The organism is Pseudomonas sp. 9_2_1 (genome assembly GCF_059295275.1).
In genome coordinates this window covers 1,606,871-1,620,278 of sequence record NZ_CM181239.1, presented here as the reverse complement: position 1 = coordinate 1,620,278, position 13,408 = coordinate 1,606,871, and the positions used below count along the sequence as shown (strand labels likewise).

Genomic DNA, 13,408 nt, shown 5'->3' with positions numbered 1-13,408 from the left:
TCCTTGACGGCGTCAGACGCCGCCGAAACTGCTGGCCAGGGTGCCCATGATCAGCGCCCAGCCATCAACCAGAACAAACAGCATGATCTTGAACGGCAGCGAGATGATCAGCGGTGACAGCATCATCATGCCCATGGCCATCAGCACACTGGCGACCACCATGTCGATGATCAGGAACGGGATGAAGATCATGAAGCCGATCTGAAATGCGGTCTTCAGCTCCGAGGTGACGAACGCCGGCACCAGGATCGTCAGCGGCACCTGGTCAGGGCCGGCGATGTCGGTGCGCTTGGACAGGCGCATGAACAGGTCCAGGTCGCTTTGCCGGGTTTGTGCCAGCATGAAGTCCTTGAGCGGCCCCTGGGCCTTGTCGATGGCCTGCTGCGCGGTAAGCTGTTCGTTCAGGTAGGGCTGCAGGGCGTTCTGGTTCACCCGGTCGAACACTGGCGCCATGATGAACAGGGTCAGGAACAGTGCCATGCCGGTGAGGATCTGGTTGGACGGCGTCTGCTGCAGGCCCAGCGCCTGGCGCAAAATCGAGAACACGATGATGATGCGGGTGAAGCTGGTCATCAGGATGACGAACGCCGGGATGAAGCTGAGCGCCGTCATGATCAGCAGGATCTGCAGGCTGACCGAATACTCCTGCTGCCCGTCCGCACCATTGGACAGGGTAATGGCCGGGATCGACAGCGGGTCGGCGGCCAGGGCCAGCGGCGCCGCCAGCAGCAGCGCCAGGGTCAACAACGTACGCAGCGCGCCACTCATCACTTCTTGTCCTTAGGGTCCTTGCCCATCAGCTCCATCAGTCGCTGGGCAAACTCGGGCGCCGCCTGGCGGCTGCCAACCGGCACTTGCACGGGCTCGGCCATGACATGCAGGGCCTCGATACTGCCGGGGGTATGGCCAATCAGGATCTGCTCGTTGCCCACCTGCACCAGCAACAGCCGGTCACGCGGGCCGATGGCGCGGCTGCCGACGATCTCGATCACCTGCCCGCCCTTTACCGCCGTGCTTTGCAGGCGCCGCAGCAGCCAGGCCAGGAAGAAGATCAGGCCCACCACCAACAGCAGGCCGAAGACCATCTGCGCCAGCTGCCCGCCCAGGCTGCCGGGCGCAGACGCCGGGGTCGCCGCAGGGGTGGCTGCGGCCAGACCTGCCTGGCTGGCAAGCAGCACCGCGGACGCCGCGATGGCGCGCATCGTGCCCTTCACTCAGCGCAGCTTCTTGATGCGTTCGCTGGGGCTGATCACGTCGGTCAGGCGGATGCCGAACTTTTCGTTGACCACGACCACTTCGCCATGGGCGATCAGCGTGCCGTTGACCAGCACGTCGAGTGGCTCGCCCGCCAGCCGGTCAAGCTCGATAACCGAGCCCTGGTTGAGCTGCAGCAGGTTGCGGATATTGATCTCGGTGCTGCCCACTTCCATGGAAATGTTCACCGGGATATCCAGGATCACGTCCAGGTTCGGGCCTTCCAGGCTGACGTTCTCGTTCGGCTTGGGCGAACTGGCGAACTCTTCCATCGGCAGGCGGCCCGGGCCACCCATACCGCCGGTGTCACCCCCCAGCAGCGCATCGATATCGGCCTGGCCGGCCGCACCGGTTTCTTCCAGCGCTGCGGCCCACTCATCGGCCAGTGCCTGGTCCTCTGCGGAGGTGATTTCGTTTTCGTTAGCCATGGTTTCCTCGACAGGCATTCAATTCGTTATGAGCGAGCGCTGCGCCGTCAGCGGCGCACGATCGGGTCGATGATCTGCAGGGCCAGGTTGCCCTTGTGCGAACCCAGCCGGGCCTTGAACGACGGCACGCCGTTGGCGCGCAGCACCAGGTGCTCGGGCAGCTCCACCGGGATCACATCGCCAGGCTGCATGTGCAGGATGTCGCGCAACTTCAGCTGGCGCCGGGCGACCGTGGCGGTCACAGGCACGGCCACGTCCAGCACGTCCTCGCGCAGGGCCTTGACCCAGCGCTCGTCCTGGTCGTCGAGGTCGGACTGGAAGCCGGCATCGAGCATTTCCCGCACCGGCTCGATCATCGAGTACGGCATGGTCACGTGCAGGTCGCCGCCACCGCCGTCCAGCTCGATGTGGAAGGTCGATACCACCACCGCCTCGCTGGGGCCGACGATGTTGGCCATGGCCGGGTTGACCTCGGAGTTCATGTACTCGAAGGTGACCGGCATGATCGCCTGCCAGGCTTCCTTGAGGTCGACGAAGCACTGGTCCAGCACCATGCGCACTACCCGCAGTTCGGTCGGAGTGAATTCACGGCCTTCGATCTTGGCGTGACGGCCATCGCCACCGAAGAAGTTGTCTACCAGCTTGAACACCAGCTTGGCATCGAGGATGAACAGCGAGGTGCCACGCAACGGCTTGATCTTGACCAGGTTGAGGCTGGTGGGCACGTACAGCGAATGCACGTACTCGCCGAACTTCATCACCTGCACGCCGCCGACTGCCACGTCGGCCGAGCGGCGCAGCAGGTTGAACATGCTGATGCGGGTGTAGCGGGCAAAGCGCTCGTTGATCATTTCCAGGGTCGGCATGCGACCCCGCACGATACGGTCCTGGCTGGTCAGGTCGTAGCTTTTGATACTGCCGGGTTCCGATGCACTTTCGGTCTGCACCAGCCCGTCGTCGACGCCGTGCAACAGGGCATCGATTTCATCCTGGGACAGCAGGTCCTGTACGGCCATTGCGGACTCCTACTGCAATACGAAATTGGTGAACAGCAACTGGTCGATGACCGGTTTGCCGACTTCCTTCTGCGCCACTTCCTGAACCACGGCAGTGGCCTTCTGGCGCAGCATCTCCTGCCCGACCGGGCTGGCGGCAAGGGTGTCGAAGCCTTGGCCGGAGAACATCATCACCAGGTTGTTGCGGATCACCGGCATGTGCACCTTGAGGGCGTCCATGTCGGCCTGGTTACGCGCCTGCAGGGTGACGCTGAGCTGCATGTAGCGCTGCCGGCCGTTCTGGTTGAAATTGACCACGAAGGCCGGGGTCAGGGCTTCGTAGATGGCCACAGGCTTGACGTTGCTGGCTGCAGTTTCGGCGGCCGGGGCCGGCTCGCTCTTGTGCATGAAGAACCAGGTAGCGCCCACCGAAAGCCCGATCGCCAGCAAAAGGCCTACGACGGCCAGCAGGATCAGCTTGAGTTTGCCTTTAGTGGCGGGGTCTTTGACTGCTTCGCTTTTCGCCATGCCAATAATCCGTCGTCCATTGGGAGTTCAAGGGAGAATGGCTTGGCTTGAGCAAGTGTTATGCCAGATTTAGCAGAGGTGGACCAATTGCGCGTGAGCAGGCTCGGCCCTATCGCCGGCAAGCCAGCTCCTACAGGATCTCCGTAGGCCATGAACCTTGTGCAGTACCTGGGGAAGCAGGCTCGGCCCTATCGTTGGCAAGCCAGCTCCCACATGCTCCCCGCAGGTCTTGAGCCTTGTGCAGTACCTGTGGGAGCTGGCTTGCCGGCGACAGGGCCCGCCCATTTAAACATCAGGCGTAATAATCGACCGCACTGTCACCCACAACCACCTGCTGTTCCACAGGCCGGGCGCTGTCGACAACCTCACGACCCTGCTCCGCCTGCCGCGCCGCCACCCCCGACAGGTTGCTACCCTGCGCCTGCCCCTGCTGCTGTTGCTGCCCGCGCGACTGGTCAGCCACATTCACATCCGGCTGCGCCAGCCCCTGCTGGGCAAACAGCTCGCGCAAGCGGTGCACCTGGCTGTCGAGAGCGTCACGCACGCCAGCGTGGCCGCTGATGAAGGTGACCTGGGTGGCCTGGTCCGCCGCTACATTGACGCGAATGTCCAGGCGGCCCAGCTCTGCCGGCTCCAGCTGGATATCCGCCGACTTGAGGTTCTGGCTGGACAGGTACATGACCCGGTTGACCAAGCCTTCGGCCCACGCGTTCTGGTTCATCGGCAATGGCTGGTGCAACGGGCTGGCGCTGGCCGGCACGGCATTGGCGGTCTTGGCCGTGGCAGCCTGGGTCAGGCTGGCCAGGCGGTTGGCGAAATCGTCGACGCGGGTATCGCTGCTGGCGCTCTTGGTGTCCTTCAGGCCATCTTCGAGCAAGGCACCGAAGGCCTTGTCACCCGATTCAGTGGATTCGCCTTCGCCGCCTTCGACCAGATTCGCCAAGGTATTGACGGCTGCCCGCCCTTCTTCACCCTGAGCCTGTGACGGGTCCAGAGCATGCGCAGAAGTGCCCCCCTTGGCCTGGGCACTGTGCTCCAGAGCCAGGCGCAGTGTAGGCAAATTGGCCAGGGGATCGGCGTCCGGGTCGAATGCTTCCTCGGCAGCCGCCTCCTCGGGTTGCGCGGCAGAGGCCTGCGCCGTAGCGGCCTGCAACACAGGCGCCACCGCCTCGGCCTGGGCCTGGATCAGCTGGCTGCCTGGCTGTGCGTCGGTTACCTGGCCGGCCACCAGGCTGGCATCGCGCAGCCCGGTATCGGCCTGGTCGTCTGCTGGCAACTTGTTGCCGTCATCGGCAACTGCGGCTTTGTCGGCGGGGTCTTTCTTGCCGCCCTGTGCAACCTCGGGCTTGTCCTTGGGCTTGGCCTGGGCGACCTTGTCGTCCTGGCCGCCGACCTTGTCGCGCCCCTGCCTGGCCATCACCTGGCCAAAGCCGTCGCCCTTGTCGCCCAGCGCCTGCAGCGGTTTGTCCATCTGCGCGGTGGCAGCACGCGAGGAATTGGCGATGGCGTTGGCTTGCAACAAAGGGTTGGGTGCGACAGGCATCGAGCGGTCTCCGCGCCAGAAACAAAAAGATCATCCGGCCAGAGACAGGCAAGACTCGCGCCAAGTCGAGTCTCAGCCCGCAGAAATGCGCTGGTGCTCGTCCTGGTAGAAGCGCTGCACCTCCAGAAATTCCTGGTCGATGCGATTGACAAGGTCCTCGATGCCATACAGCGGCGGCTGCCGGGCACGGTCTTCCAGCAGCTGGCACAGCGCGGCCAGCGCCACCGCACCCATGTTGCTGCTGCTGCCCTTGAAACTGTGCGCGGCGATGCCAAGCTCCTCGGCACTCTTGGCAGCGTGCAGCTGCGCAAGGCGCCGCTCGGAATCTTCGAGGAACGTCTGCACCAGCTGCAGGTAGCCCTCTTCCATGACATCACGCAGGTCGCTGAGCACCTTTTGGTCGATATGCATGTCAGTCACTTGTTCACTCCTTGATCAAGCCAGATTATGCCTGAGCCTGCCTGTGGCTCACCATACGAACTCGACGTGCGCACAGCGCCCGCCCTCACTCCAGCGCGCGTGGCTGGCCAGCCGCCGTACCAGGTGCAGGCCACGACCGCTCAGACCGTGCTCCTGCGAAGGCCGGGACAGCACCCGCTGCACATCGAACCCCGCTCCACTGTCGCGAACCTGAATCATCAGACGCCCGCCATCGGCATGCGGTTCAACCTTGAAATCAATGCGTACAAAACCATCGGTCAGCGACCCCAGCCGCCGGGCGCGCTCCTGATAGTAGTCGGTAAAACCCTGCACATCGCGCTTGAGTTGCGAGTCCAGGCCCAGCACGCCATGCTCGAGGGCGTTGGCGTACAGCTCGCTGAGCACGCTGTGCAAGCTACCGGTACGGGCGCGCAACCCGTGGATTTCCTGCAGCAACTGCACCAGGTACGGCACCGGGTTGAAGCGCTTCAGGCTCTCGCCACGCACTTCGAAGCCCAGTGACCAGTCAAGCGGGCTGGAGCGACCACTGTCAGCGTAAATCGTCGGCGCCGGCACCCGCTCATCGGCGCTGAACATGCGGATGTCGCACAAGCTGATGTCGTCGCGCGGATGCCCGCCAAAGTCCTCCAGGGCCTGCATCAGTTGGTCGAACAGCTGCGCCGGGTCACGGTTGTCGGCAAGCACCGCACGCAGCCGCTGCACGCCGAACAGGCGGTCATCGTTGTCGGCGGTATCGAGCACGCCGTCCGACAGCAACAGCAGGCGCTCGCCGGGCGCCAGCGGCAGTAACTCGGTGCTGTCATCGAACCGCTCGGCCGTCAGAATGCCCAGTGGCAGATGCCGCGAACTCAACGCCGACAACACCTCGCCGCTCGCCGACAGGCGATAGCCATCGGGCATGCCGCCGTTCCACACCTCTACCGTACCGCGCTGCATGCTGAGGTTGAGCAGCACTGCACAACAAAACATGTCGACCGGCAGGATGCGCTTGAGCTTGGCGTTCATCTCGCGGAGCATCTGCGCCATGCCGTAGCCCTTGGCGGTCATGCCGTAGAACACCTCGGCCAGCGGCATGGCGCCCACCGCCGCAGGCAGGCCGTGGCCGGTGAAATCCCCGAGCAGCACACGCATTTCGCCGGCCGGGGTGAAAGCCGCCAGCATGAGGTCACCGTTGAACAGCGCAAAAGGTGATTGCAGGTAGCGAATGTTCGGCGCAGACAGGCAGCCGGAGTGGGCCACCTTGTCAAACACCGCCTTCGCCACACGCTGCTCGTTGAGCAGGTGGTGATGGTGCCGGGTAATCTGGTCGCGCTGCTGCAGCACGGTGGCCTGCAACCGGCGCAGGCGGTCCATGGCGCGGATCTTGGCGCCGAGGATCACCGCACTGTAGGGCTTGGCCATGAAGTCGTCACCGCCCGCCTCCAGGCAGCGCACCAGGCCCTCCTCTTCATTGAGCGAGGTCAGGAAAATGATCGGCACCAGCGCCTCGCCAGCCAGGGCCTTGATCTGCCGCGCTGCCTCGAAGCCGTCCATCACCGGCATCAGCGCATCAAGCAGCACCAGCTGCGGGCGCCGTTCGACGAACAGCGCCACTGCCTGCTCGCCGTTTTCTGCGGTAAGTACCTGATGGCCCTGACGGCGAACGATCTGCGCCAGCAGCAGGCGGTCGGCGGCACCGTCTTCGGCAACCAGCACGGTCAACGCCTGTTCCGCCGGCATGTCGGCGCTCAACTGATATCGAAGAGTTTTTCGAAATTGGAAATGGCGAGGATCTTGCGCACGTCGGAGTTGGTATGCACCACACGCACATCCGAGTCATCGCCGCCCACATGGTCGCGCAGCATCAGCAGCATGCCGAGTGCGGAACTGTCGATGTAGGTGGCGTCGCTGAGGTCGACGACCACCGAATCTGGCTTGCTGATGCGTTCGTAAGCCTTGCGAAATTCCTGGTGTTTGCCGAAGTCGAAGCGCCCTTTGATCTTGATCGTCAGTTTTTTCCCGTCCGGCGAAATATCCGTATCGACTGCCATGCTAGCGATTCCTTCGATGATGGCGAATGCAACTCCATTAAGGTTTAGCAGGCCGCTGCAGGTGTAGCAAGGTCATACCTGTACCGGCCCTATCGCCGGCAAGCCAGCTCCGACAGGTGCGGCGCAAGGCCCGAGCCCTGCGCAATTCCTGTGGGAGCTGGCTTGCCGGCGATAGGGCCGGTACAGGCTAAAGGTGATTCTGCCGCGGCAGGCGCTGGGAAAGCTCGTCCAGCAAGCGCTGCTCGCGCTTGTCTTCGGCGCGCCGGGCCTCGTCCATATAGCGCTGCACCAGTTTGCGCAAACCTTCCACCCGGGCATAGGCCTGCTGCCAGGTGCCGCGGGCGTTGTTGAGGTTGTTCTGGTGCCACACCAGGCTCTGGCGCTGCTGGGTCATGGCCGTTTCCAGCTGCCCCAGGAAGCGCTGGTAATTGACCAGCCAGCTGCCATTGACGCCCTGCCCGCCGCGGTTGATCCACTGCAATTGGTAATCCTCGCGAAAACGCTCCAGTTCGGCCAGCTTGGCCTGCGCCGTGGTCACCTGCTGCTGGAAATGCCCAAGGCGCTGCGCTGCCTTGCGCTCGGCCTCCTCGGCCATGTCCACCACCGGCGCCAGGCGCGCGGCGCGCCCAGGCAGCGCCATGGCCTATCAGCCCGCCGGGGGCGAGAAGATCGCCCCCAGCTGGTCGCGGCTCTGCGCCATGCCCACGTTCTCGCGCAGGCCTTGGCGCAAGAACTCCACCAGCCTGGATTGCAAGGCAATCGCCAGGTCGGTTTCCGGGTCGCCGCCGGGCACGTAGGCGCCCACGCTGATCAGGTCGCGGCTTTGCGACAGGCGCGACCACAACTGCTTGAACTTCTGCGCCTGGCGCAAATGATCGGCATCGACCACCTGCGGCATGACCCGGCTGATCGAGGCCTCGATATCGATGGCGGGGTAATGGCCTTCCTCGGCCAGCCGGCGCGACAGCACGAAGTGGCCGTCGAGCACACCCCGCGCCGAGTCGGCGATCGGGTCCTGCTGGTCGTCGCCTTCGGACAGCACGGTGTAGAACGCAGTAATCGAACCACCACCCGCCTCGCCGTTACCGGCCCGCTCCACCAGCTTGGGCAGCTTGGCGAATACCGACGGTGGGTATCCCCGGGTGGCGGGCGGCTCGCCGATGGCCAAGGCAATTTCCCGCTGGGCCTGGGCAAAGCGGGTCAAAGAGTCCATCAGCAACAGCACATTCTTGCCCTTGTCGCGGAAATATTCGGCAATACGCGTGCAGTACATGGCGGCACGCAGGCGCATCAGTGGCGCATCGTCGGCGGGCGACGCCACCACCACCGAGCGCTTGAGGCCTTCTTCACCGAGGATATGCTCGATGAATTCCTTCACCTCGCGACCGCGCTCGCCGATCAGGCCAACCACGATGATGTCGGCTTCGGTGAAGCGGGTCATCATGCCCAGCAACACCGATTTACCTACCCCGGTACCGGCGAACAGGCCCAGGCGCTGGCCACGACCGACGGTGAGCAGGCCATTGATGCTGCGGATACCCACGTCCAGCGGCTTGCTGATGGGGTCGCGGTTGAGCGGGTTGATCACCGGGCCGTCCATCGGCACCCAGTCCTCGGCCTTCATCCCGCCTTTGCCATCCAGCGCGCGGCCGGCGCCATCGAGCACCCGGCCGAGCATGCTCATGCCCATCGGCAGCCGGCCGCCGTCATCCAGCGGCACCACCCTGGCGCCCGGGGCGATGCCGACGATGCTGCCGACCGGCATCAGGAATATCTTGGGCCCGGCAAAGCCCATGACTTCAGCCTCGACCTGCACCGGGTGGTAGCTGTCGTCGTTGATCACCAGGCAGCGGCTGCCTACGGCGGCGCGCAGCCCTTCGGCTTCCAGGGTGAGGCCGACCATACGCAGCAGGCGGCCTTCGACAATGGGCTGGGTCGGCAGCTCGATGGCTTCGGCGTAGCTGCCGAGACGCTTGCCGAAAGTGGTGCGTTCAAGGCGCATCCGGGCCATCCACAGAACGCTCGAACGGGGCATCCAGGTCTACCGCCATGTCTGGCGCGGCAGGGTGCAGGGAATGGTCGTGCAGCTGGTCGAACAGTTGTGCCACGGCCTTCTCGATGCGGGTTTCCATGCTGGCATCAATGCGGCTATGGGCCGTCTCGATGCGACAGCCGCCGGGCAGCAGCGCGCTGTCTTCGAGCAGCCGCCAGTTTTCCTCATGGCGTTCGCGCAAGGCCTTGGCCAGCTCGAAATCCTGCGGGTTGAGGTGGATGCGGATATTGTCCGCGCCCATGGGCAGCAGCTTCAGCGCTTCGCGCAGCACCTGGGTGATCTGGCTGGAGTCACTGCGCAGTTCACGGCCGATTACCTGGCGGGTCATGTGCGCCACCAGGTGCACGAGGGATTTCTCGATCTGCGTGTCCTGCTCGGCGATGGGCTCCATCAGGTTGGCCATCAGCCGCTCAAGACCGACCAGCTTCGCCTTAAGGGCCTCTTCGGCTTCCTGGCGAACCTTCAGCTGGGTGCTGTGGAAGCCCTCGCGCTCACCGGTGGCGAAACCTTCGTTGTAGGCTTCCTGGCGGATGGCCTCGAGTTCTTCCAGGGTCAGTGGCTGGACTTCTTCCAGCGGCACTTCCTCGACTTCTTCCTCGATCACCTCGGGTTCCGGCTCGGGCTCGGGTACGTACTCGGGCTCAGGGTCGAAGCTGGGCAGCCTCCACACGTCCACGCCTTCGAGGTCGCGGGCGCGGATCAGGTCGCTGGGGTGATGTTCTTTGGTGGACATGTTTTCAGATACTCAAAAGCCAGCAGCAACCAACGCGCCCCCTGTAGGAGCGGCCTTGTGTCGCGAAAGGGCTGCGGAGCAGCCCCAGATTTCAGCTTCGCAGTAGCTATAGTCGGGGCTGCTTCGCAGCCCTTTCGCGACACAAGGCCGCTCCTACAGGGACCGCGTCGCCCTCTGGATCAGATCATTTCCTCGGCGCCTTTGCCGCCGAGCACGATCTCGCCGGCCTCGGCCATGCGGCGGGCGATGGTGAGGATTTCCTTCTGCGCCGTTTCCACGTCGCTGACCCGTACCGGCCCCTTGGCCTCCAGGTCGTCGCGCAGCAGCTCCGAGGCACGCTTGGACATGTTCTTGAAGATCTTGTCCTTGACCCGCTCGTCGGCGCCCTTGAGCGACACCACCAGCACGTCGGACGACACTTCGCGCAGCAGTGCCTGGATACCGCGGTCGTCGACATCGGCCAGGTTGTTGAAGACGAACATCAGGTCTTCGATCTGCTCCGACAGGTCGCTGTCGATTTCGCGGATCGCGTCCATCAGTGCACCTTCCACCGAACTGTCGAGGAAGTTCATGATGTCGGCGGCGCGCTTGATGCCGCCCAGGGTGGTGCGCGCAGCGTTGGAGTTGCCCGAGAACTGCTTCTCGAGGATCTGGTTCAGCTCTTTCAATGCCGCCGGCTGCACGGTGTTCAGCGACGACACGCGCAAGACGATGTCCAGGCGCACCTTGTGGTCGAAATTGCTCAGCACTTCACCGGCCTGGTCGGGGTCCAGGTAGGCCACCACGATGGCCTGGATCTGCGGGTGCTCGTAGCGGATCACGTCGGCCACGGCGCGTGGCTCCATCCACTTCAGGCTGTCCAGGCCGCTGGTGTTGCCGCCCAGCAGGATGCGGTCGACCAGGCCATTGGCCTTGTCTTCGCCCAGCGCCTGGTTGAGCATCTTGCGGATGTAGGCATCCGAGCCCACCCCCAGGCTGGTCTGGTCGCCGACGATGTCGACGAACTCGCTCATCACCTGCTCGACCTGGTCACGGTGCACATTGCCCATCTGCGCCATGGCCACGCCCACCCGCTGCACTTCCTTGGGGCCCATGTGCCGCAGCACCTGGGCGGCATCGGTCTCGCCCAGCGAGAGCAGAAGGATCGCCGCTTTGTCGACGCGGCTCAGCTTGGCGGTAACGGCTCGGTTATCACTCATCGGCGTTGATCCAGTCTTTCACGACCTGGGCAACACGGCCCGGGTCTTCGGCCACCAGGCCTTTGATTGCGTTGAGCTGTGCCTCGTAACCCTCGCTCGGGCTAGGCAGCAGAATGCTTGTCGGGCCACCCAGGCTGACGCGATCGTTGGCCAGTTCGCCATCGAGCCCCATCATGCCGCCCAGCTCCATGTCGCTATCCGGGGCAGCCTGCTTGCCGCCCCCTGTGATGTTGTTAAGCACCGGCCGCAGCACGCCGAACACCAGCACCAGGATGAACACCACGCCCAGCACCTGCTTGACGATGTCCCAGAACCACGGCTGCTGGTAGAAGGCGATCTCGGCGATTTCTTCGCCACGGTCCACGGCGAACGGCACGTTGATCACCGTCACGCTGTCGCCCCGGCTGGCGTCGAAGCCGACGGCGTCCTGCACCAGGCGGGTAAAGCGTGCCAGGTCCTCGGCAGCCCACGGCGCACGAGTGGTGTCGCCAGTAGCCGGGTCGATCTTGACCTGGTCGTCCACCACCACAGCCACCGACAGGCGGGTCATGCGCCCCTGCTGCTGGCGGGTGTGGCTGATGGAACGGTCCAGCTCGAAGTTTCTGGTGCTTTGCTGGCGCTTGTCCGCAGGGTACGGCGCGAGCATCGGCTGGCCGGTGGCCGGGTCCATGATCTGCTGGCCGTTGGCATCCACCAGCGGCTGACCTGGCTGAATGGCGGCGGCCGGGGTGGCCGCGCCACCGGTGGTCTGCGGGGCCGAGGCAGCGCCGGGCGGCTGATTGCTCAGCGCGCCGGGTACGCCCTGCGGGCCTTGGCTGCTGGCGCGCTGCTCGTCCACCGACTGCTCGCTGCGCAACGCCGGCTGGTCGGGGTTGAACTGCTCGGCAGTCGATTCGACAGCGCTGAAGTCCAGGTCGGCAGACACTTCGGCCTTGTAGCGATCATTGCCCAGTACCGGCTGCAGGATGTTGCGCACGCGCTGGGTCAGCATGCTTTCCATGCGGCGGCTGTAGTCGTACTGCTTGCCGGCCTCGGTCAGGGCCGAATCCTGCAACTGCTCGGACAGCAAGGTGCCCTTCTGGTCGACCACGGTGACCTGTGACTTGTCCAGCTCCGGCACGCTGGTGGCGACCAGGTTGACGATGGCCATCACCTGCCCGGCTTCCAGGGCACGGCCCGGGTACAGCTCGACCAGTACCGAGGCGCTGGGCTTGCGTTCGTCACGCACGAACACCGAGCTTTTCGGGATGGCCAGGTGCACGCGGGCAGCCTTGACGTTGTTCAGGCTGGACACGGTGCGCGCCAGTTCGCCTTCCAGGCTGCGGCGGTAGCGGGTGGCTTCCATGAACTGGCTGGTGCCCAGGCCCTGCTCCTTGTCGAGCAGCTCGAAACCGACATTGCCGTCGCTCGGCGCCACGCCGGCGGCAGCCAGTTTCAGGCGCGCACGGGAGAGGTCGTCGGCCTTGACCAGCAGCGCGCCGGAATTGGGTTCAACGTTGTAGGGGATGTCGGCAGCGGCCAGGGTGTCCATGACCTGCTTGGTGTCCATGCCCGACAAGCTGCCGTACAGCGGCCGGTAGTCGGGTTGTTGCGACCACAGCACCACGGCAAAGCCGATCGCCACGCTGGCGGCCAGGCCGACCATGAGGCCGACCTGACGCAGCATGGGCATCTTCGCGATGTTTTCCAGGGACGCCATGCCGAACAGCGGCGGCTTGGCCGCCGGCGAGCCGGTTTTGGCAGGGGCGTTGTCGACGACTGCTTCAGCCATGGGTTACATCCGTCCTCAAACCGGCATCTGCATGATGTCCTGGTACGCCTGGACCAGCTTGTTGCGCACCTGGGTCATGGCCTGCATCGACACGCTGGCCTTTTGCGAAGCGATCATCACGTCGGTCAGGTCGACGCCGCTCTTGCCGATCTCGAAGGCATTGGCTAGCTGGGTCGAGGCCTGCTGCGTCTCATGCACCTTGCCGATGGCCTGGCCCAGCATGTCTGCAAAGCTGCTCTGCCCTGGCGCCAGTTCGGGCGCGGCAGTGACTTTTGGCAGCGACATGGCATCGGCCTGCATGGCCCGCATGTCCAGCATCAGACGATTGAATTCAACACCTTGGCTCATGACCTTCTCTCTCCTGCGGCCGCATTTTTTTGACACTCATGCGGCGGATAGCCTACGTAAAGCAACAAAGGTGCCAGCCTTGAAT

At 64.2% G+C, this 13,408-nt stretch carries 15 protein-coding genes; all 15 read right to left on the bottom strand.

Features of this window, described 5'->3' with window-relative positions; all coding sequences use genetic code 11:
• Window positions 1-12: 12 nt before the first annotated feature.
• Entirely contained in the window at window positions 13-768 is a 756-nt protein-coding gene (gene fliP / locus AC5O5I_RS07290) for a flagellar type III secretion system pore protein FliP (protein WP_172232586.1), read from the bottom strand.
• The gene (gene fliO / locus AC5O5I_RS07285; RefSeq protein WP_172232584.1) at window positions 768-1,202 is read right to left on the bottom strand and encodes a flagellar biosynthetic protein FliO; all 435 of its coding nucleotides are present in this window, start codon (window positions 1,200-1,202) and stop codon (window positions 768-770) included. Before fliO ends, fliP begins: the two co-directional genes overlap by 1 nt.
• A gap of 12 nt (window positions 1,203-1,214) precedes the next feature.
• A complete protein-coding gene (gene fliN, locus AC5O5I_RS07280; RefSeq protein WP_172232581.1) occupies window positions 1,215-1,682 on the bottom strand; it encodes a flagellar motor switch protein FliN in 468 nt (155 codons plus the stop codon).
• Between the two features lie 47 nt (window positions 1,683-1,729).
• Entirely contained in the window at window positions 1,730-2,698 is a 969-nt protein-coding gene (gene fliM, locus AC5O5I_RS07275) for a flagellar motor switch protein FliM (protein WP_172232578.1), read from the bottom strand.
• 9 nt (window positions 2,699-2,707) lie between these two features.
• The gene (gene fliL, locus AC5O5I_RS07270; RefSeq protein ID WP_172231641.1) at window positions 2,708-3,205 is read right to left on the bottom strand and encodes a flagellar basal body-associated protein FliL; all 498 of its coding nucleotides are present in this window, start codon (window positions 3,203-3,205) and stop codon (window positions 2,708-2,710) included.
• A gap of 292 nt (window positions 3,206-3,497) precedes the next feature.
• Window positions 3,498-4,748: a flagellar hook-length control protein FliK gene (locus AC5O5I_RS07265; RefSeq protein ID WP_494512272.1), complete on the bottom strand. Its 1,251-nt coding sequence runs from the start codon at window positions 4,746-4,748 to the stop codon at window positions 3,498-3,500.
• Window positions 4,749-4,820: 72 nt separating this feature from the next.
• Complete coding sequence (locus tag AC5O5I_RS07260) at window positions 4,821-5,168, bottom strand: Hpt domain-containing protein (RefSeq protein WP_172231635.1); 348 nt, start codon at window positions 5,166-5,168, stop codon at window positions 4,821-4,823.
• A gap of 48 nt (window positions 5,169-5,216) precedes the next feature.
• The gene (locus AC5O5I_RS07255) at window positions 5,217-6,908 is read right to left on the bottom strand and encodes a SpoIIE family protein phosphatase (protein ID WP_494512271.1); all 1,692 of its coding nucleotides are present in this window, start codon (window positions 6,906-6,908) and stop codon (window positions 5,217-5,219) included.
• Between the two features lie 8 nt (window positions 6,909-6,916).
• Entirely contained in the window at window positions 6,917-7,219 is a 303-nt protein-coding gene (locus AC5O5I_RS07250) for an STAS domain-containing protein (protein WP_172287361.1), read from the bottom strand.
• A gap of 187 nt (window positions 7,220-7,406) precedes the next feature.
• Entirely contained in the window at window positions 7,407-7,859 is a 453-nt protein-coding gene (gene fliJ / locus AC5O5I_RS07245) for a flagellar export protein FliJ (protein WP_172230505.1), read from the bottom strand.
• A 6-nt stretch (window positions 7,860-7,865) separates the two neighbouring features.
• On the bottom strand, window positions 7,866-9,221 hold the full coding sequence (gene fliI / locus AC5O5I_RS07240) for a flagellar protein export ATPase FliI (protein ID WP_172230508.1): 1,356 nt from the start codon (window positions 9,219-9,221) through the stop codon (window positions 7,866-7,868).
• Entirely contained in the window at window positions 9,211-10,005 is a 795-nt protein-coding gene (fliH, locus tag AC5O5I_RS07235) for a flagellar assembly protein FliH (RefSeq protein ID WP_494512270.1), read from the bottom strand. Before fliH ends, fliI begins: the two co-directional genes overlap by 11 nt.
• Window positions 10,006-10,184: 179 nt before the next feature.
• A complete protein-coding gene (gene fliG, locus AC5O5I_RS07230) occupies window positions 10,185-11,204 on the bottom strand; it encodes a flagellar motor switch protein FliG (RefSeq protein ID WP_003254434.1) in 1,020 nt (339 codons plus the stop codon).
• The gene (gene fliF / locus AC5O5I_RS07225; protein ID WP_172230514.1) at window positions 11,197-12,975 is read right to left on the bottom strand and encodes a flagellar basal-body MS-ring/collar protein FliF; all 1,779 of its coding nucleotides are present in this window, start codon (window positions 12,973-12,975) and stop codon (window positions 11,197-11,199) included. Before fliF ends, fliG begins: the two co-directional genes overlap by 8 nt.
• Window positions 12,976-12,990: 15 nt before the next feature.
• Window positions 12,991-13,323: a flagellar hook-basal body complex protein FliE gene (gene fliE, locus AC5O5I_RS07220; RefSeq protein ID WP_172223884.1), complete on the bottom strand. Its 333-nt coding sequence runs from the start codon at window positions 13,321-13,323 to the stop codon at window positions 12,991-12,993.
• Between the last annotated feature and the right edge of the window lie 85 nt (window positions 13,324-13,408).